Here is a 20,373-nt window from a genome sequence, read left to right as displayed (position 1 = left end):
TTTAGGGGCTTTCTTTCTGCTCATAACAAACAGGATGAAGCACTGGAATGATCACTCAATAGTAAAAAGTGGATCAAGTGCTGAGTGTCACACTTTTTCTGTCAATAGGGGCTTGGTGAACACTTACAAAGCCTATCCCTTTTTGTTAATTGGCCTGTTAATTCTGCTTATCTTTAGCCGAGTGTTTGGCAGTGGCAATCTATTTTGGATCGGAATCATGGGGGATTCCTATGAGCACGGCTTCAAAAATGCCCTACAAGAAGGGTTAGAGCTTCTGGGTTACGGCTTTATTTTTTACTCCGCTTGTCTGAGTTTCGTTAAAAATCGTTCGTAATACTAAGCAATGGCATAAAAGACGTTGCAGCAGATAATTGGCTACGTACAATCCGTATATCATTGATAGACAGAGAGACCACGGATGAGCCACGCTATCTGCCAACAGATTGCCAACGAGCTGAATGTCAGCCCTACACAAGTTATCGCCGCCGTTAGCTTAATTGATGACGGCAACACAGTGCCATTTATTGCTCGCTACCGCAAAGAGGTAACGGGAGGATTAGATGATACGCAACTGCGTCACTTAGATACCCGTTTAAGTTATTTGCGAGAAATGGATGAGCGCCGTCAGACGATTCTTAAATCGATTCAAGAGCAAGGTAAGCTCACTCCAGAGCTCGAACAAGCGATTCTTGCCGCTGACAACAAAACTCGCTTAGAAGATCTCTACCTACCTTATAAGCCGAAACGACGCACCAAAGGTCAAATCGCCATTGAAGCCGGTCTTGAACCGTTAGCGGATCGCTTGTGGTTACAAGGGGATATCGAACCAGAGCAAGCCGCCTTAGCTTATATCGACGTCAATAAAGGCGTTGCCGATAGTAAAGCGGCATTGGATGGCGCACGAGCGATCATCATGGAGCGCATCGCTGAAGATGCCGACCTATTAGCCAAAATACGCCACTATTTAACCCGTCACGCGGAGATTGTTGCTCAAGTCGTGGCAGGTAAAGAGCAAGCGGGTGAAAAGTTTAAAGACTATTTTGATCACCGAGAGCTGATCAGTAAAACACCATCACATCGTGCTTTAGCCATGCTGCGTGGCCGTAACGAAGGCTTCTTAACTCTGAGCTTAAATGCCGACCCTCAGCAAGATGAGAGCCTACGCCACTCGTATTGCGAAACCTTAATCGCCGAACATTATCAGTTGCATCTCAGTCAAGCTCCCGCAGATCAATGGCGTCAGCAAGTGATCAGTTGGGCGTGGCGAATTAAAGTCTCGATGCACATGGAGACTGAGCTGATGGCCGCGATGAAAGAACGTGCGGAGATTGAGGCTATCGATGTGTTTGCTAATAACCTCAAAGATCTCCTGATGGCAGCACCAGCTGGCCCTCGTGCAACGCTGGGGCTCGATCCGGGGCTGCGGACTGGCTGTAAAGTCGCCGTCGTCGATGCGACCGGAAAAGTACTCGCCACCGACACCATCTATCCACATGTACCACAAAATCAATACGAGCGAGCGATGCAAACCGTCGCAGCATTGGTCAACAAACATCAGGTGGATCTGATTGCCATCGGTAACGGTACCGCCTCACGTGAAACCGATACTTTTGTTGCCGACTTAATTAAACGCGGCAATCTTAAGATACAAAAAATCATCGTCAGCGAAGCGGGGGCCTCGGTGTATTCTGCCTCTGAACTGGCCGCGAAAGAGTTTCCCAATATGGACGTCTCACTGCGCGGTGCCGTATCCATTGCTCGTCGTTTGCAAGATCCATTGGCAGAATTGGTCAAAATTGATCCTAAATCGATTGGTGTGGGTCAATACCAGCACGATGTCAGCCAAACGTTGCTCGCCAAGCGTCTTGATGCGGTAGTCGAAGACTGTGTGAACGCCGTTGGGGTCGATGTCAATACCGCCTCGGCTGCACTCCTGACTCGCGTTGCTGGCTTATCTGCAGCATTAGCACAAAATATTGTTCAATATCGTGATGAGCATGGCCGCTTTGAAGGACGAACCAGCTTGAAAAAAGTACCGCGTCTTGGCCCCAAAGCCTTTGAGCAATGTGCGGGGTTCTTGCGGATTATGGCGGGGAAAAATCCACTCGACGCCTCTGCGGTCCACCCTGAAGCTTATCCGGTGGTCAAAGCGATTGCTGAGAAAAACCAGCAAGACATTAAATCATTGATTGGTAACAGTACCTTTTTGCACTCGCTACGCGCGGTCGATTATACCGATGAGCATTTTGGCCTACCAACCATTACCGACATCATTAAAGAGCTGGATAAACCGGGACGCGATCCTCGCCCTGAATTCAAAACGGCGACCTTTGCTGATGGAGTCAATGAGATGAAAGATCTCGAAGTGGGGATGATTTTGGAGGGCGTGGTGTCTAACGTAGCGAATTTTGGCGCTTTCGTTGATATTGGTGTGCATCAAGATGGTTTAGTGCACATCTCCGCTCTAACCGACCGTTTCATCGCTGACCCACGCGACGTGGTGAAAGCGGGTGACATCGTCAAGGTCAAAGTCATGGAAGTCGACGTACAACGTAAGCGGATTGCACTATCTATGCGTTTAAACGACGAGCCGGGACAAGAGAGCCGCGGACAACGCCCGTCATCCACCACTCAAGCGCGTCAGCAAACTTCGCCGCCTCCTCGTCGCCGAGATGAACCAGCGCAAAATGGCGCGATGGGCGGTGCCTTTGCGGCCGCCTTTGCTAAAGCGAAAAAATAACGCCAACGCATACCCCAACAACTTGGCGTTACAGGTAGAAGGCAAGTGAGTGACCTATTTGAACAGCCGTAGGCTAGCTTTGAGGGAGAGTCAAGGACGGCTCTCATCATCCCGATGAGCATAAACAGGCGATGTGATTGGGGTGAACGAACGTAGCTAACACCCCTGCAACTTCAAGTAGGAAGGGGATATCAACACATCGTCAATACTCTACTTGGTAAAAACAAATCCCCGCAGCATTGGCTGTGGGGATTTTTTATTCACCTTATCATTCCAGCTTATGCTCAATGATAACTACAGGATCGCTATCACTTCTGATGGCGTATTAGGCGCTACAGAATGACCGTAATGAAATTGAATCACTGTCCGTCGTTTCGCCATTTTGCCTTCAGTTATTGCCGCATCAATGATCCGCTTTGGCAACCGAAAACGCATTGTATAGCCTTTACCTTGCTCCTCACTGTAAGAAGACAGTGCTAATAAATCAAACAACCGATCCAATTCACTGCGTAGTGCTTCACGCTGTCGTCGTTTAGACTCTTGATCACTCTCTTGCTCATAGTTAGGATGCTCAGCAGGATCCCAAGCGGATTGTTTACGCCGCTTGTCCTCTGCTTTGGTTTTACGCTCAGCTTGGCTTTTGGTGAGCTCTACCGGTGCCGTAACAGGCGCACGTATCCGATTATCTCGTGACGCTTGCTCTGTTTGCACATTCACTGACGGGGCGATAAGTGGCACGCTAACATTAGTCGGTGACACGATCATAACCGAGTCCTCCTCAGTGTCGCACCCCCTTCGATTAAGCTACCGTTAGGGATAACTTATATATCGACCAATCGTGGCGGTTTTTTAGCGCTTATTCACTAATCGGCAACAAAATTTACTGTTATTTTGCAAAGCTGAGCAATTGCTGACAAAAGGCGTCTTGCTCGGTCATAAAAGGCGCATGCGAAGAGGCTTGGAAAATAGAGGTCTGACTATTGGTTTGCAGTTGATGCACAGCCTCTGCAACACGCAGTGGGACTAATCCATCCAATCGACCATACATACGCAGCACTGGCATGGTTAACTGAGTCAGTTGCTGACGCATATCGGTCTCGGAAAGCAGTTGTAATCCGGTTAATAACGCTTGGTGAGTCGGCATTGGCCGCGCTAATACCGCTTGCTTAAGCGCTTTGATTTCTTGACGCGCACTCGGGCTACCCATGGCTTGTAAAGCAATAAACCGCTCAATCATCAAGGGTAAATCGGTTAACAACTGGTCGGTAAAGGTATCCAATACCTGTGGTTTGATTCCCCGCCATACTGGCGTCTCTTGCTCGCTGGCGGTAAATTTAGGTGACGAAGCAACCGTGACTAACTGGGTAACTCGTTGCGGGTAATGCAGCGCGATATGGGTAGCAATTAATCCCCCTAAAGACCATCCTACCCAGATCGCCTGCGACGGTGCTTGGTCCAATACCACTTGAGCGATCTCGGCTAAACTCGCTGCTGACGATTGAGCGCTATAACCATAACCGGGCAAATCCAGGATATGGACACGAAACTGGGTTTGTAACCGTTGACTGGTTTGCTGCCACACAGCACCATTCATTCCCCATCCGTGAATCAGCACCAGATCAGGCCCTTCGCCTATCACTTGCCAGTACAGCTTTTCGGTCATGTTCACATTTTCTCCTACTAAAACCCGCCTCTTAAGGCGACTATCTTCGCCATACTTTACCTCAATCTCTATCGCATCATCCGAGGTTTATTATGTCAATGTGGCGAGATCGGATATCGACTATCACCCACGCTTGGCTCACGCCAACCTGCAGCTTATGCCATCTGCCTTTAGAGCCTCAAGCGCAGCATGGTACTTGCCACGCCTGCCAAGCTTGGTATGCTCCCAGCCTTCGTTGCCAGCGCTGTGGTTTACCTTGCCTAACCATCACTCCCCAATGTGGTCAATGCTTACGTTCCCCTCCCCCTTGGCAACGGCTGTTTTGCATCGGTGACTACCGATTCCCATTGAGTCACACCATTCATCAACTTAAATATCAGCGTCAGTTTTGGCAAGCACGTCATTTAGCCGCTCGACTCTCTGAATGCATCACTGAGCCAGCTCCGCTGATCACTTGCGTCCCATTACACTGGCGCAGACAATGGCAAAGAGGGTTTAATCAAAGCGAGCGTCTTGCTCGCCCCCTTGCCAAGCACGTAGGTAGCCAGTTTGACCCGCATCTGTTTACCCGCACTCGCTCCACTCCCGCTCAACAACAATTAACCAAATCACAGCGTGAGAAAAATTTATCTGGTGCATTTCAACGTCTATCGATTCCACACGTTAACCATGTCGCTATCGTCGACGATGTGGTCACTACCGGTAGCACTATCCGACAATTATGTGATTTACTGCTTGAAGTTGGCATCGAAAGGATTGATATTTATTGCTTATGCCGCACTCCTGAGCCGAGCGATGCATTCCAGCCATAATCGAAGTAAAAAAGGGCTGGATCCTCGGCGCGACTGGAGTAGAATGGCTAGCAAATAACCTACAAAATCACTCAGGTATTCGTCGTGTCAACAACTACTATCGTTATTACTGAATCCGCTCAGTCTCATTTTGCCAAACTCTTGGCACAGCAACCCGAAGGAACGAACATTCGTGTGTTTGTGGTTAATCCCGGAACACAAAATGCCGAGTGTGGCGTCTCTTATTGTCCACCAGAAGCGGTAGAAAAAACCGATACCGTGATCCCTTTCACTGATTTTTCTGCGTATGTCGATGAACTCAGCTTACCGTTCCTCGAAAACGCTGAAATTGATTTTGTGACCGATAAAATGGGCTCACAACTTACCCTTAAAGCGCCAAACGCTAAAATGCGCAAAGTAGACGATGATGCCCCATTAATGGCGCGCGTTGAGTATGCGATTCAAACTCAAGTTAACCCTCAACTTGCTGGGCATGGCGGTCACGTGAGCTTAGTGAACATTACCGATGAGGGTATCGCTTTACTGCAATTTGGTGGTGGTTGTAATGGCTGCTCGATGGTCGATGTCACTCTAAAAGAAGGCATTGAGAAAGAACTATTGGCCCAATTTGCTGGCGAGCTAACCGCGGTACGTGATGCAACGGAACATGATCGCGGCGACCACTCTTACTACTAAATCAGAGACAAACAGCGCAGGCGTGACTTACGCTGTTTGTGTATTCCCCCTTCTCGCGGGTTGAACGTTCAGCACGATTGATGGCGTCAATATGATCCGTACGGCCAATACAGCAAGTAAAAGGGAGATATTTCCACCTATCTCATTTTCTTATATAGTAAGAATAGTTTGCCTGCCAAGGAGTTAGCGGATGTCCTCGAAAACAGCACCAGAAATTTTAGCGCAACGCGCCGTCGCCCAATCTAAACTGTTTACGATTGAAGCTCTCGACCTCCGCTTCTCGAATGGCGAACAGCGTACCTATGAGCGTATGAAGCCCAGTGGGCGTCATGCCGTCATGATGGTACCGATCACCGCTCAAGGCGATTTGTTGCTGGTTCGGGAATACGCAGCAGGAACAGAGCGCTATGAACTCGGCTTTCCCAAAGGTTTGATCGATGCTGGAGAATCCGCAGAACAAGCTGCTGTTCGCGAATTAAAAGAAGAGATTGGTATGGGAGCCGATCGTTTAATACCGCTCAAAGAAGTGGTGCTTGCCCCCTCCTACTTCTCCAGTCGAATGACACTTTTTATTGCACAAGACCTATACTCAGATCAGTTAATTGGTGATGAACCGGAGCCACTCGAAGTCATACGCTGGCCTTTAGCACAAGCCGAAGAGTTATTAACCCATCTTGATTTTAGTGAAGCTCGCAGTATTACCGCTTTATTGCTGGCTCTTCGTCACTTATCTATTGCCGCAAACGAATAGGAAGTATCATGCCCACAGCCAAAGATCTCTCTCATCTTTTACCTGATGTGATCAGCATTGCCCGCTCTGCAGGCCAACTGATTCTTGATATATACGAGAATAAATCTTACGAATCGTTTGTAAAAAGTGATGAAACGCCAGTCACCAGCGCCGATCTCGCCGCCCACAAATTAGTCACTGAACGGTTAATGGAACTCACTCCAGACATTCCGGTTCTTTCTGAAGAAGCCGCGAATATTGGTTTAGAAACCCGTGAAACGTGGCAGCGCTACTGGCTGGTTGATCCTCTCGATGGTACCCAAGAGTTTATTGCGCGCAGCGGAGACTTCGCGACTGTGATTGCCTTAGTTGAACATAACCGACCAGTGATGGGGGTGGTGTATGGACCAGTTTCTGGCGTCACTTATTATGCTTATCAGGGCAAAGGGGCATGGAAAATTCCCGATATGTCAGAAAGTCTGCGTATTTATAGTCATAAGCATGAGTTAGCCGGTCAATCAATCGCTATCGCCATCAGTCGCCGACAAGACATTAATCGCATCACTCAGCGTTTAAGCCATCAATGGAATTACGATTTAATCCCGCTTGGTTCAGCGGCGCTCAAAGCGTGTTTAGTCGCTGAAGGTGCGGTTGATTGTTATCTACGCCTAGGACCAACCGGAGAATGGGATACCGCCGCGACACAATGCATTGTCGAAGAGGCCGGTGGGCGGATCTTAAATACTCAACTCGATCCCCTGTCGTACAATGAACGAGATACCCTAGAGAATCCGAATTTCATCGTGTTAGGCGATGCCGATTTGCCTTGGGATGAAATATTAAAGATAAAAGATTAGCAACGTGCAGGGCATCCCCTGCACGTCCCTCTTAAACCTTCATGACCTGACCACTTTACAGACGTCCCTGTTGACTAAACGAGTAACGACCTTGGCTATCTGGGCTGGGTAAATAATCTAACTGCTGAGCCAGCGATGCTGGAAATTGTGCGCCCGGCTTAAACCAAGCTTGAGCTGCAAAGCTTCGATCTGCTTGAAGCCGTAACGAAAACTCACTGCTTACTTGCTCCGTCTGTTGACCGCCCGTTATTTCAAACACACTCTGCTGACAAGTAAAATCAGCAACCACCGCTCCTAACGCTAGCTCACCAAGTGGTGAACCAACTTGACCTTGATCCCAAGTCATCACGCCTTGCGCTGTGTCACACCAAGGAGCACGGTAGCGATAATCACGTAAAGTCAGCTCCACTTGTCCTTCAAGGGTCAGAGGAATAGGTAAGGTTAAATAAGGTTGTAGCTGCTTGGCCGGTAAGGAGATCACCAGATGTTCAGCAAAAGGGCCCGACCAACCATAACCAACCACACCACGTCCTTGCCACTGTACATCACTACCCCGTCCAAAACGCACCGCTAGCCGTGCTTGGGCTTTTAACAGCGCCGACCATTGCCACTGCCATTGAACCGCCCCCGAATTCTGTTGTTGCCAACGAACTTGACTCGCGCTGCCATTCCAAATAGTCCCTTTAACACCTTGCAGGACTAACCCTGAGGGTAATGGAAGGTGCTTAATCACGACATGAGCGGGAAGGTGAAGCAACGCACTAACGAAAGCGACCGAGATAAATAGACTCAAATAGCCAATAATACGCTTCATGTTATCCGACCCGCTTAAACTGTAGACGTCTGACTTCAACCATGCCCGAAACTTTACCGCGCTCAAGATCCATAAACTCAACCTCAATCCCTTGCCGCTCTTTTAAATGAGCCAACCAAGCAACCAACTGGGTAAATGGTACCGGTTGAATCCATACTTGCATACGGTCGCCACGCGGCTGCACTCTGACTAACTCAATATTGAATTGCCCGGTCGATGCGGCGATCACTTGGTTTAACGGTTGAGCAGAGCGCACCACACCGCCTTGCTGACGTAGAGCGCTAATTTGATCGGCCGTATTTTCAACCCATTGTAATAATTGGCGTTCACTTTGAATGCGAGTTTTTGCTTCCTGACTACGTTGATTGAGCGGTGCAATTGCCCCCCAATAGACGAACCCGAGCACCAAACAGAGCACCGCGACCGATAATAAACGTTGCTCGCGCTGACTAATACTTTGCCACCATAGATAAAGTGGAGTTAATTTGTCTTTCATTACTCACTCCCTTCCTTAGGTTTCAACACAAACGATCCCGATACCCGTTGCTCATTACGGCTGAGCTGACCTTGCTCGACCGAAAAGTACTCCGCTAACTTGACTCTCGCTTGTTCAAACGATTGAAAATCACTACTAGTGACATCAAGACGCACTTCACTGCGATTGCCGTCAAAACGTAAACTTTGCACTTGCATATCAGTCACACTACCAATCGTCTCTGGTAATCGGCTGAACCAACTTAGGACATCTTCACCTTGCGCTGAACCAGAGAGCGCCGTTAACTCATCCGTCATCTGTCGTCTCAAATAACTGACGGTTGGAATACGCTGCTTATCAGGAAAAATCTCTCTAAAAACACGTTCACTTTCATCACGATAGCTTTGCGCGAGCTGCGTATCTTTATGAACTTGTAAACCATAACTGGTCATCAATACCACCAGCAAAAACAAACCAGCGATAACGGCCTTACGCCAAATCAACCAATATTTATTCCAAGAGGATTTGGGCTTAAAAGGCCCAGTCAGCAAATTTATTTTATGTGTGAGCACTTGCTCAGTGAGCAGCACCAACAACGACGGGCAAGCCATCGACTGCCACGATTGTTGCTCACTCAAGGGAAGTTCGGGTAAAGGAGTATAAGCTGTGAGAGGTAAATACTCGGTCTGATTCTTAACCCAGTCCGACGCACAAAACCACGTTAACCAGTCCTTATCAACCGATAATCCACTGTATTCACCTTTACGCACCAGCCATTGATCACCCATTTGACCCGCGCTTAATCCCTCCTCATGCACCGGCAAAGCCAACACATCGGGGACCACTCGCTTAACGTCTAGTCCTAACGCTTGTAACTGCTCCAGCATGGCCTGTAACCAGGCACGCTCAACGCCAGCAACAAAAGCTTGATCACCTTGTTTACCTAATACACTAAAATGCAGTTCATCAACATCTTGCGCGATCTCTTCTTCTAAAAGATAGGGAAGCATGGCGGCAAACTGCCGACTGCCTCCTGCAGGGATCGTGACTTGAGTTAACAGTAAGTCGCTGGTTGATAGCAAAACTATCGTTGAACGCTGAACCGCGTGCGGGGTCAGTTGTTCGAGTTGTTGTCCATTGCTTAGCTCACCACTGGCGATCACTTGTTGCTGAGTCGATGACCAGACTAACCAAGGGATAATTGCATTTTGTTGACTACTCAGCCGAACGATCAAGCTTTCGCTCACTGACTCCTCCATAGCGACGGCTAACTACCGTAGCATCCTTTTTATTACTGCTATAAAACAGACTACGAACACGCACTCGGGACGTATCCACCATCACCTGAGCATCCAATTCAAAATAGTGACTATCGACACTTAAATACGCTCTTGCCTCTTCACGACGCGCATTATCGACGGCCGCGATCGCTGGCTCGGCGAGAAAACTCGCCACGCTATCCCAACCATCAAAGGGGCGAGATTCTAACACAGACTTAGCGTTGGCCTCATTTAAATACGGGCTAAACATGGCCACCAATAATGGCGCTTTTTCTGGTGGTAACGTATTGATATTTAAACGCCAATCTTGGGTGGGTAGCGCACAGACATAAGGTGACAGCTGATGCATTGCTTCGCCACTCACTTGATACACTGCCCGCAATTCACTGGCATCGGCCAATAAACCATTTGGCGGTAAATACGCTGGTGTCATCGATTCATACAAGCTATCTTCTGCACCATTGGAACGATTAACCCGATCATCGGCATCAATAAAATCCCATGTCGCATCGGCAATCGTCTCAGCTTGAAAATTATCAATCTCTACTTCATCCAACAACGCGCGCCACACTCGATAGAGATAAGGTGGCGTTGGCTCATTGCTGGGCAGTAAACCTGCGAATGCATTGAGATTAAAACAGGCTTGTGCATCGACTAAACTGCCCGTCACCACGCCATAATCTAGCGGGTAAGTTTGATGTTGTTGAGACCAAGGCTGATTCAAACTGATCACATCACTGTCTTGATAACTCTGTTCAATCGCGGCTTTGGCTAACGCCTCCACCCCCAGCGTATACCAATACGCTTGCTGATAGCCCAGTTGGTGATTAGCACGTTGAAACTGACTAAACATACGCTGCGACATCGTCGCAGCAATCGAAACCATCACCGCCAGCAGCAGCAGCACAACGATTAACGCGACTCCGCGCTGGGCATTAGGACGCACCATCGGCTTCTCCTAATGAAGCGCCAGTTAATAAATAGACTCGCTCAATCTCACCATAATCTTTCAGTATTAAGCGCACGCTCACCGCTTCGGGCAACCGACGCTCCGATTCCCATTGCTCTGACCACTCTCCCCGTTGATAAAAGCGCATCGACCAGCTCTCAACCTCGCTCAACACAGGCGTAATGACTGGCTCTTGTGCAACAGGAGTGTCAGGATAACGCCACCAGACTCTTTCTAGGACATGATCTTTTAAACGATAACCGCCTTTAAGTACTTCACCACGCGGAAACTGTTGCTGGGGGTTATGCCAACCTAAGCGGGTAAATAACACGCCTTTTTCATCTGAATCGAGCAAATAATCTCGCCACTCGACAAGGAGTCCGGTCGGAGCTTCACCATTAGTACGAAAAGCGCGTGCCGCCATTTGTCGAAAGTCGGCGTCCATCATTACCATCGCGCGCTGTAGCTCACTCAATCGGGCTTCTCGTTGTGCAGAAACTTGATTACTCAGTTGCACCTGATAAAGCACCTGATAAGCAGCAATACTTAAACTGGCAAAAATCGCTATCGCCACCAAGACTTCGATTAAGGTAAATCCGCGTGCTTTATTTGCTGACATAGCTTCTGACCGTGACCAAAGGTTGGCTTTTTTCTGTGCTGGCAACACTGACATCAAAGGCGGATAACACTGGCGCCGTGGTCGCAATCGGCGCAACGCGCCAGTACCAAGTGCGACCAGCAAGTTCCTCTTTGCCTTCTTTTGCCGCGAGTGAAGCAGGAGTTAACATGACCTTGGCCATCTGATTATCGGCTACCATTGCCGCGAACATTTTATCTTCCAGATAACCAATCGTATTGACGTGCTGAGTCACCGCTCGAATCACACTGATCGCCGCGGTAGCAAAAATCGCTAACGCGACCAAGACTTCCAACAGCGTAAAACCGCGCTTCCTTTTACTCATCACTCTCTCCTGGTGCGAATAGGCGAATATGCCCATTATCTTCGACCACGACTTGCCAAGCTTGTTCGACGCTCTCCTGATGAGGGTAAAGCAATAAACGAAACGGGGTGATTTCACCACTAGAGAGAATAAATACTTGTGGCGCAGGTTCGCTTTGCTGTTCTTTGTACTCAGCAAACCTCTCCTCATCAAACAAAGATCCTGGGGTGAAGAGTCGGTTTTTATCCTGCCAAACGCCGCTACCGAGAACAAAATCGAGATTGAGTGAATCGGCTAAGCTGAGTTGAGCAGCAAAACCAATTTTATCGATCTTTTGCCAGCCTTTCTCGGTCAGTTGTACAAAAGTAAAACGTTTATTGGGCTCATCAATCCGTAAGCCAAAATCAAAACCACTGAGCAGTGCCTCTTCATTGAGTAACTGTAAACGCTGAAACAAGCTCTGCGCAGCCACATTAGCCTGATCATTTTGTCGAGCTGGCAACGTGGCGATCACCGCTACCGCACTGATTGAAATCAGTACCAATACGAGCATGATTTCAAGTAGCGTAAAGCCTCGGGTAAATTTCATTACTGATGACTGCTCAATGGGTTATCGGTAAGCAACAGGAATGTCACGGGATTTATTGAAAATCCTGCAAATTCCAGTTACCAATCACGGCGTTCGAACCTTCGCCACCTTCTTGACCATCCGCCCCTAAAGTAAAGACATCAATCCGACCATGATCGCCAGGGCTTAAATATTGATAATCATTACCCCAAGGATCTTTCGGTAGACGACGAATGTATCCACCGTCACGATAATTACGCGGTTCAGGGTTTGATGGCTTGGTCACCAACGCCTCTAAGCCTTGATCCGTCGTTGGGTAAACATTGTTATCCAAGCGATACATATCCAAGGCATTTTCTAAGGCAACAATATCGGTAATGGCTTTTTGTTGATCGGCTTTCTCTTTGTTACCTAATAAGTTAGGCACAACGAAACTGGCTAAAATTCCTAAAATTACCACCACCACCATCACTTCCAGTAAGGTAAAACCTGACTGTTTACTTGCTCTTCTATTCATAGTTACTCCATTTCGATCCAAGCATCGTACACCGATTAACGGCTCATTAAATTATTCATTTCTAAAATCGGCATCAAGGTTGCCATGACAATAAACAGTACCAATCCAGCCATTAACGCGATTAACGCAGGGGTAAAAATCCCCAGTGCTATATTCACCGTCGATTCAAAGTTGGCATCCTGATTATCGGCAGCACGGGTCAACATACTCTCTAATTCACCACTTTGTTCACCACTGGCAATCATGTGCAACATCATGGGCGGGAACAACTTGGTTTGAGATAAGGCTTTACGCAAGCTAGAGCCTTCACGTACGTTATCGGCCGCCAGTAAGACTTGCTGCTTAACGTATTGATTGGTCATCACATCAACCGCCACTCGCATGCCATCGAGGATCGGAATCGCACTGGAAGTACAAATCGATAGCGTGCGCGCAAAACGCGACGTGTTCAGCCCTTTGGCAATTTTGCCAACCATCGGCATAAACAGCAGCTTTTTATGCCAGTACAAACGAACGTTAGGTTTACGCAGTAACCATTTGATAAAGTAAATACTCACTAACACGCTGGCGAGTAAGGTTAATCCCCACTGCTGAACAAAATCACTTGAAGAGAGCAAAAATTGGGTCGATGCAGGCAGCGCCTGTCCCATCTGTACAAATTGACCGACAATTTTCGGCACCACCGCAGCAAGTAGAAAAGCCACGATTCCAACAGCAAACACTACTAAGACAATCGGATACAACAAGGCTTGCATCAACTTAGAACGCATTTTTTGTCGGTTTTCAGCGTAATCCGCTAATCGCTCTAAAATCGCATCCAAATGCCCGGATTTTTCACCCGCAGCGACCATTGAGCGAAACAGATCATCGAAGATATGTGGGTAGTCGGCCAAGCTATCGGCTAACGTATAGCCTTCGGTGACTTTAGCCCGCACTGCAGCCAGCATATTACGGATCCGTGGTTTTTCCGATTGTTCAGACACGGCGCGTAAGCACTCTTCTAACGGCATCCCTGACTGAACCAAAGTCGAAAGCTGACGAGTCAACAAAGCCAGATCGGGTGTACTAATGCCGCGAGGTTTGACCCAACTGCTTTGTTGAGCTTTAGCTGCTTTGGCTTGCGTCTCCACCACTTCAATCGGCAGCAAACCTTGCTCTTTTAAGCGTTGACGGACTTGACGAGCATTATCACCTTCGAGAATGCCTTTTTTTTGCCGGCCTTTGGCATCCAGTGCTCGATATTCAAACGCTGCCATTTACGACTCCTTGGTCACGCGCAACACCTCTTCTAATGAGGTGATCCCTTGGCGCACTTTATCCAATCCATCATCGCGAATGCTTGGCGTTTGTTCACGAATCGCTTGTTCAATCGCTTGCTCACCCGCTTCGCGGTGGATCAGCGCTTGAACCTTATCATCCACTAACATCAGTTCATGAATCCCCGTTCGCCCACGGTACCCCTTAAAATTACATTTCTCACAACCTGCGGCGCGATAAAGGGTTAATGACTCTTTTTTACTGACCGAAAACAGCTTACGCTGCTCTTTATCCGCCTCGTATGGCTGCTTACACTCTGGGCATAAAGTACGTACCAAACGCTGTGCCAGCACGCCCAACAACGAAGAGGAAATTAAAAAAGGCTCGATACCCATGTCACGTAAACGAGTAATCGCACCAATTGCGGTATTGGTATGCAACGTCGACATCACTAAGTGACCGGTCAAAGAAGCTTGCACCGCTATTTGCGCCGTTTCCAAATCACGAATTTCTCCGACCATCACCACATCCGGATCTTGACGTAAAATCGCCCGCAGACCACGAGCAAAGGTCATATCGACTTTGGGGTTAACTTGCGTCTGGCCAATACCGTCAATATCAAACTCTATCGGGTCTTCTACCGTGAGGATATTCCGTTCACTGCTATTCAGTTCTTGCAGTCCGGCATATAACGTAGTCGATTTTCCCGACCCCGTCGGTCCAGTGACCAATAAAATACCGTGTGGCCGAGCAATTAAATTACGGAAATTATCGTGATTGGCTTTGGTCATGCCTAAGCTGTATAAATCTAACCGAGTGGCATTTTTATCCAACAAACGCATCACGACTCGCTCACCATGAGAAGAAGGCATAGTAGAAACACGCACGTCGACTGCCCGCCCGCCGATACGCAGAGAAATTCGCCCATCTTGAGGAACGCGTTTCTCGGCAATATCCAGTTTAGCCATCACCTTTACCCGTGAAATAAGCAGGGGCGATAATTTACGGCTCGGTGATAGCACTTCACGGAGCACCCCGTCGACTCGGAAGCGAATCGACAGTACTTTCTCAAAGGTTTCAATATGGATATCCGATGCGCCTTCTTTGATCGCCTCACCTAGCATGGCATTGATCAATTTAATGATCGGCGCATCGTCTTCGGACTCGAGTAAATCTTCACTTTGCGGCAGCTCTTCGGCGAGAGAAAAGAAATCATCGCTATCGGCACCAATGTCTTCCATTAACTGACGCGCTTCGGATGAGTCTCGTTGGTAGACTTGGGTGATTTTGGCTTCAAATGCTTCAGCACTGATCTCACTCAACGCAAACGGCTGTTTGATTACGCGTTTAATTTCAACCAGAGCAGGAATCGACAATGGCGCAACGCAATACACCGTGGCATGGTGTTGCGCTTCATCCCACTCTAAAACCAACTTATGGCGCTGAGCAAAACTGAACGGTAAGCGACGAATCCGCTGCAACCCCTGCGTATCAATCACATCCACACTCATTATTTATTATCCATTTGATCAAGAAAAGCTTGCAATTCAGCAGGATGACGACGAGATTCACCATATTTCGGTAATACGGGAATATTATTGTTATCCATTAGCTTCAGCCCCTGATCGGCTTTAAACAACTGCTCGGCACGGATGTAGTTGTACTTGCGCTGAGTGATACCGTCCGCCGTCATACCATCACGAATGATGGTTGGCTTAATAAACACCATCAGGTTTTTCTTTTCTACCGTGGTATTGGTTGAGCGGAATAGATAACCTAACAATGGAATGTCACCAAGAATCGGTACCTTAGATTCACTCTCTGCGGTGCGCTCATCGATCAACCCGCCAAGCACCAGCATTTGTCCATCTTGCACCATCACCGTGGTATTCAACTGACGCTTAGCAAAACGCACATCGACCGCGCCCTGAGCCCCAAGCACATTGGAAACTTCTTGTTCAATCGAGAGCTGAACGGAATCACCTTCGTTAATTTGTGGCACAACTTTCAGTTTGATGCCGACTTCTTTACGCTCTACGGTTTGGAATGGATTATCATTATTCGAACCAGCGGTTGAACCGGTTAATACTGGTACTTCTTCACCAACAATAAACGAGGCTTCACCGTTATCCATTACCGTAATGCTCGGTGATGATAAAATATTGGTGCTTGAGGTGCTCGATACCGCGCTGATCAGCGCCGTCCAGTCGCCCATCATTACTCCAAGCGCGGCACCATTGACTCCTGATAAAGCCGAAGCGAGCGTTGAATAGTCACCTGTTTGTGTGCGACTGTATGGCTCATATTTACCCGTATCAGAGTTCCAACGACTATCAGTGATAGTTTTGTCTTTTGCCTGCTCTAATCCAACCATCACTTGGCCCACTTGCGCACCACTATTGCCGTATTGAATTACCGCGCCATCTTTTAATGAACCCCATTGTACGCCGAGATTAATCCCATCACCTTCGGCCATTTCAACAATCAAGGCTTCGATCAGCACTTGAGCGCGGCGAATATCCAGTTGAGAAATCACATCCAATAAAGAGTTCATGATGTCTTGTGGCGCAGTGATCACCAGCGAGTTGGTATCGGTATGCGCGGAAATCATCACGCTGCTACGTGATGAACTTGCACTACGCTGGCCACCTTGTTTTTCGGCCTGAAGATTTTCAGACACATCTTTTAACACGGTGACTAAATCATCGGCTTTGGCGTATTTCAGATAGACCACGCGGTTATTGCCTCGCGTAGCCATTTCAACATCCAACTGATTAATCAAACGTTTAATCCGCTCGCGCACTTTCGGATCACCCGAAATCAAAATCGAATTGGTGCGATCATCGGCAACAAATTTAGGTTGTAAAAACTCAGGCGCATTTTGAGTATTGTTAGCACGACTCAGAGCTTCAACGATCCGCACCATTTCGGAAGCAGAAGCATTGCGCAGCTCGACCACTTCAATGTCAGTATCGCCAGCCTGATCAACGCGATGAATAATATTGGCTAAGCGATTGACCACCGCAGCATGGCCCGTAATCAAAATGATATTCGCCGGATCATAGTGCACTACGTTGCCCGCGCCAGCGTTATCAATCAACTGACGCAATAGCGGAGATAGCTCACGAACGGAAACATTCTTCACGGTCACCACTTGAGTGACGACACTGTCACCAAAAGCGCGATCATCATTGCCCAGCACCGGAATAGCCGAGGTTTTAGCATCTTTAGAGCGAATCACCTTCAGTACACCGTTATCCATCTCCACCACGGCAAATCCATACACTTCAAGAACATTCAAAAAGAAGCTGTAGTACTGCTCTTCATTGAGGGTGTCGTAGCTGCGTACGTCAATTTTTCCGCGTACCGAAGGATCGACGATGATGGTTTTTTCAAGATTTCGTCCAACGATAGTAATAAACTCTTGAATATCGGTGCCCTTGAAACTGACACTGAAGGTTTGATTCGCCTGTGCTAATGGCGCTGCAATTAGGCTTGCCACCAAAAGCCAGCTACTTTTCTTAAGCCAATGCTTCACACAATACTCCCTTAATGATTACCGCCAATTGGCTGTTAAAACTGAATATAAATATCATGCTGTTGTCCATCTCGCTCTACCGTCAGATTCAGCTCAGTCAGATCAGAAATGGACTCAAACACTTGCGTCATTGCACTCGGGTCGGTTAAATCGAGCCCATTCAGCTGCACAGCGATGTCCCCATTTTGTAAACCAACGGCTTCAAAAAGCGCAGGATCTCGCCCAGCACTAACGCGATAACCGACGATTTGATCATCTTGTTTGACTTGCGACAAGCTCACGTACTGAAACACCTCACGGGGATTTTGACTGATCGCCGAACGAATAGCAGCCAGCTTGTCTTCTACCACCGCTTGTGCGGCAGGCGCTGTGCGCTGAGCCACATTGTTGGTGCTCGGCTTACCATAATCGAGCCCTTCTAGCATTAGCGTTTCATCCCGACCAGCATTATCAATAATAACTCGGTCAGCCAATACCGCCTTTAACTTCACGCGGGTTCCTTCTATTTGTTCATTCAATCCGTAAGTGGCTTGCTGGCCTCGGTTAGCAATAACCGCCAAACTGCGCTCCAGCTCATTACTGGCAACGACGCCAACTAAGGTTAAATTAAGACGCGTGGGCGGCGCATCGACTTGAACGGGAGCCACGACAACAGGAGCCGCTTGGGGATTATAAACGCCAAACAGATGACTATTTTGCAACGGACGAATATCCGTTCTCGCCGTCGCCACTTGGCTACTGATTGGTTTCGCCACCCATGGTACGATCGAACTCTCTTGTTTTGGCAACAACCACACCAGTTGGCCAATGATCCAAGCAGAGAAAACAAGGCAAGTTAAAGTGAGAATGAGACTCAACGGATTCTGCCAACGAAGAACCTGCGCCATGCGCTCGCTAAAAGTCTGTTGATTAAATTCCATTGATTATTTCAATCCTTGCTGATTCATCATCCAAAGCGTTCACTAGTTATTGAGTCAGTTAATATACATCAGCTCGATAATCGGTGCGACTGACGACGTTATTTTATGATGATTATTTACCGCTTCGCTTGAAAATCTGGGAGCTTGTCTCCATAGTTTGTTGATAAATCCACTCCGAAAGCTGTGCTATCTTTACAAGATAAACACCAAAGGCGTAGCGCGAAACCGCAGACAGCGTGACTACCTTAGAGGCCACCAATAATCATGAGTTCCCCAGAACAAGCAGTTCGCTTAGATAAATGGCTTTGGGCCGCTCGATTTTATAAAACACGCGCATTAGCCCGAGAGATGGTTGAAGGGGGCAAAGTTCACTATAATGGTCAGCGGAGTAAACCCAGTAAAGCGGTTGAAGTCGGTGCGATGATTACCTTACGTCAAGGTAATGAAGAAAAAACCGTTGTCATTGAACAGATTGCTCAGCAACGGCGCGGCGCAGCCGAAGCACAGGCTTTGTATAGCGAAACTTCAGAGAGTATCGTCAAACGAGAACGCCAAGCGTTGCTTCGTAAGCTCAATGCCCATAACCCAAGTCCAGAACGGCGTCCAGATAAGAAACAGCGCCGTGATCTTCTCAAATTCAAACATCAATAAATTAGTCGGATCATTCACTATGACAACACAAGTAACCCCCAACAATCTATTACATCGCTATCTGTTTGAAGACTTATCGGTGCGTGGTGAATTGGTACAACTCAATGATGTTTACCAACGAATTATCACCAGTAAAGATTACCCCGTACCAATTCAACACTTACTCGGTGAGCTATTGGTCGCCACCAGCTTACTGACGGCGACGTTAAAGTTTGAAGGGTCAATCACCATGCAATTGCAAGGCGATGGTCCCGTTTCGTTGGTCGTGATCAATGGCGATAATCAACAAAAGATGCGCGGTGTCGCTCGCTGGGATGGGCAAATTGCCGCGGATGCTACTCTGCATCAATTGGTCGGTAACGGTTATTTAGTCATTACCATTGAACCTAAAAAAGGTGAGCGTTACCAAGGTGTCGTCGGGCTTGAAGGAGATAACCTAGCACAAGTGCTCGAAGGTTATTTCTTGCGCTCTGAGCAATTAAAAACACGCTTATGGATCCGCACCGGTGAACACGATGGCAAACCTCATGCCGCAGGCATGTTGTTACAAGTGATGCCTGATGGTACGGGTTCTGAAGAGGACTTTGAGCATCTAGAACAGTTGACGAACACTGTTAAAGATAGTGAGTTATTTGGTCTAGAAGCGACGGATCTTCTCTATCGTCTTTATAACCAAGAAAAGGTGCAACTCTTTACACCACAAGTCGTTGAGTTTGTTTGTGGCTGCTCTCGAGAACGCAGCGCCGCCGCGATCATCACTATCGCCCAAGAAGAAGTAAACAGTATTCTCGCCGAAGAGGGTCAAGTCTCCTTGCACTGTGATTATTGTGGAACGACTTACTCTTTTGACAGCGCCCAAGTCAGTGAACTCTTTGCTCAAAGCGCTCCCAACAATCCAACGGTGCATTAATTTTCATCGCTCAACAAGCACGATAAAATCACCTTACAGCCAGCATTTTGCTGGCTTTTTTTGTGCACAAACCGTC

The 20,373-nt window shown here is 47.9% G+C and carries 21 protein-coding genes and 1 pseudogene; 8 read left to right on the top strand and 14 right to left on the bottom strand.

Annotated elements, in window-relative coordinates:
• Positions 1-334: pseudogene (locus FKN93_RS17610) on the top strand (hypothetical protein); the annotation flags it as partial.
• An 84-nt stretch (positions 335-418) separates the two neighbouring features.
• Positions 419-2,740 (top strand): Tex family protein, encoded by a 2,322-nt coding sequence (locus tag FKN93_RS13630; protein ID WP_170905306.1) that lies wholly within the window; start codon positions 419-421, stop codon positions 2,738-2,740.
• Positions 2,741-3,034: 294 nt separating this feature from the next.
• Here the strand turns inward: FKN93_RS13630 and FKN93_RS13625 are convergent, their stop codons facing one another.
• Together FKN93_RS13625 and bioH are read right to left on the bottom strand one after the other, a co-directional pair.
• Complete coding sequence (locus FKN93_RS13625; protein ID WP_158137473.1) at positions 3,035-3,505, bottom strand: ATP-dependent Lon protease; 471 nt, start codon at positions 3,503-3,505, stop codon at positions 3,035-3,037.
• 121 nt (positions 3,506-3,626) lie between these two features.
• Positions 3,627-4,403, bottom strand: a complete 777-nt coding sequence (bioH, locus tag FKN93_RS13620) for a pimeloyl-ACP methyl ester esterase BioH (RefSeq protein ID WP_154169911.1) — start codon at positions 4,401-4,403, stop codon at positions 3,627-3,629.
• Between the two features lie 92 nt (positions 4,404-4,495).
• Here bioH and FKN93_RS13615 point away from each other — a divergent pair, with 92 nt between their 5' ends.
• The 4 genes from FKN93_RS13615 (at position 4,496) to cysQ (ending at position 7,477) form a co-directional block, all read left to right on the top strand.
• Positions 4,496-5,215: a ComF family protein gene (locus FKN93_RS13615; protein ID WP_170905305.1), complete on the top strand. Its 720-nt coding sequence runs from the start codon at positions 4,496-4,498 to the stop codon at positions 5,213-5,215.
• Positions 5,216-5,299: 84 nt separating this feature from the next.
• Entirely contained in the window at positions 5,300-5,890 is a 591-nt protein-coding gene (gene nfuA / locus FKN93_RS13610) for a Fe-S biogenesis protein NfuA (RefSeq protein ID WP_170905304.1), read from the top strand.
• A gap of 190 nt (positions 5,891-6,080) precedes the next feature.
• Positions 6,081-6,641 carry an ADP compounds hydrolase NudE gene (gene nudE, locus FKN93_RS13605; RefSeq protein WP_154169909.1) on the top strand — a complete coding sequence of 187 codons (561 nt, stop codon included), beginning with the start codon at positions 6,081-6,083 and terminating at the stop codon, positions 6,639-6,641.
• An 8-nt stretch (positions 6,642-6,649) separates the two neighbouring features.
• Complete coding sequence (gene cysQ, locus FKN93_RS13600; RefSeq protein ID WP_004394385.1) at positions 6,650-7,477, top strand: 3'(2'),5'-bisphosphate nucleotidase CysQ; 828 nt, start codon at positions 6,650-6,652, stop codon at positions 7,475-7,477.
• A gap of 55 nt (positions 7,478-7,532) precedes the next feature.
• Here cysQ and FKN93_RS13595 read toward each other — a convergent pair whose 3' ends face one another.
• Genes FKN93_RS13595 through gspC form a run of 12 tightly spaced genes read right to left on the bottom strand, consistent with a single transcriptional unit; the run spans position 7,533 to position 18,736 of the window.
• Positions 7,533-8,291 carry a type II secretion system protein N gene (locus tag FKN93_RS13595; protein WP_170905303.1) on the bottom strand — a complete coding sequence of 253 codons (759 nt, stop codon included), beginning with the start codon at positions 8,289-8,291 and terminating at the stop codon, positions 7,533-7,535.
• Position 8,292: 1 nt separating this feature from the next.
• Positions 8,293-8,787: a type II secretion system protein M gene (locus tag FKN93_RS13590; protein ID WP_040903895.1), complete on the bottom strand. Its 495-nt coding sequence runs from the start codon at positions 8,785-8,787 to the stop codon at positions 8,293-8,295.
• Complete coding sequence (gene gspL / locus FKN93_RS13585) at positions 8,787-10,013, bottom strand: type II secretion system protein GspL (protein ID WP_170905302.1); 1,227 nt, start codon at positions 10,011-10,013, stop codon at positions 8,787-8,789. Before gspL ends, FKN93_RS13590 begins: the two co-directional genes overlap by 1 nt.
• Positions 9,982-10,995 (bottom strand): type II secretion system minor pseudopilin GspK, encoded by a 1,014-nt coding sequence (gspK, locus tag FKN93_RS13580; protein WP_110167766.1) that lies wholly within the window; start codon positions 10,993-10,995, stop codon positions 9,982-9,984. The genes gspL and gspK overlap by 32 nt, the downstream gene beginning before the upstream one ends.
• Positions 10,982-11,614: a type II secretion system minor pseudopilin GspJ gene (gspJ, locus tag FKN93_RS13575; RefSeq protein ID WP_170905301.1), complete on the bottom strand. Its 633-nt coding sequence runs from the start codon at positions 11,612-11,614 to the stop codon at positions 10,982-10,984. The genes gspK and gspJ overlap by 14 nt, the downstream gene beginning before the upstream one ends.
• Entirely contained in the window at positions 11,601-11,957 is a 357-nt protein-coding gene (gene gspI / locus FKN93_RS13570) for a type II secretion system minor pseudopilin GspI (RefSeq protein ID WP_170905300.1), read from the bottom strand. The genes gspJ and gspI overlap by 14 nt, the downstream gene beginning before the upstream one ends.
• Entirely contained in the window at positions 11,950-12,525 is a 576-nt protein-coding gene (gene gspH, locus FKN93_RS13565) for a type II secretion system minor pseudopilin GspH (protein WP_040903887.1), read from the bottom strand. The genes gspI and gspH overlap by 8 nt, the downstream gene beginning before the upstream one ends.
• A gap of 52 nt (positions 12,526-12,577) precedes the next feature.
• The gene (gspG, locus tag FKN93_RS13560; RefSeq protein ID WP_040903885.1) at positions 12,578-13,021 is read right to left on the bottom strand and encodes a type II secretion system major pseudopilin GspG; all 444 of its coding nucleotides are present in this window, start codon (positions 13,019-13,021) and stop codon (positions 12,578-12,580) included.
• 35 nt (positions 13,022-13,056) lie between these two features.
• Positions 13,057-14,277, bottom strand: a complete 1,221-nt coding sequence (gene gspF / locus FKN93_RS13555) for a type II secretion system inner membrane protein GspF (RefSeq protein ID WP_170905299.1) — start codon at positions 14,275-14,277, stop codon at positions 13,057-13,059.
• Positions 14,278-15,789, bottom strand: coding sequence for a type II secretion system ATPase GspE (gene gspE, locus FKN93_RS13550; RefSeq protein ID WP_170905298.1), 1,512 nt, complete (start codon positions 15,787-15,789; stop codon positions 14,278-14,280).
• A complete protein-coding gene (gene gspD / locus FKN93_RS13545) occupies positions 15,789-17,816 on the bottom strand; it encodes a type II secretion system secretin GspD (protein WP_170905297.1) in 2,028 nt (675 codons plus the stop codon). The genes gspE and gspD overlap by 1 nt, the downstream gene beginning before the upstream one ends.
• A gap of 35 nt (positions 17,817-17,851) precedes the next feature.
• Positions 17,852-18,736: a type II secretion system protein GspC gene (gene gspC, locus FKN93_RS13540; RefSeq protein WP_170905296.1), complete on the bottom strand. Its 885-nt coding sequence runs from the start codon at positions 18,734-18,736 to the stop codon at positions 17,852-17,854.
• A gap of 264 nt (positions 18,737-19,000) precedes the next feature.
• Between gspC and hslR the strand changes: the two genes are divergently transcribed.
• Together hslR and hslO are read left to right on the top strand one after the other, a co-directional pair.
• Positions 19,001-19,387 (top strand): ribosome-associated heat shock protein Hsp15, encoded by a 387-nt coding sequence (gene hslR, locus FKN93_RS13535; RefSeq protein WP_170905295.1) that lies wholly within the window; start codon positions 19,001-19,003, stop codon positions 19,385-19,387.
• A 19-nt stretch (positions 19,388-19,406) separates the two neighbouring features.
• Positions 19,407-20,297 (top strand): Hsp33 family molecular chaperone HslO, encoded by an 891-nt coding sequence (gene hslO / locus FKN93_RS13530; protein WP_004394373.1) that lies wholly within the window; start codon positions 19,407-19,409, stop codon positions 20,295-20,297.
• Positions 20,298-20,373: the final 76 nt, after the last annotated feature.

Source organism: Vibrio sp. A8-1, assembly GCF_013048685.1.
GTDB lineage: Bacteria > Pseudomonadota > Gammaproteobacteria > Enterobacterales > Vibrionaceae > Vibrio > Vibrio metschnikovii.
This window is presented reverse-complemented; position numbering and strand designations above follow the sequence as displayed.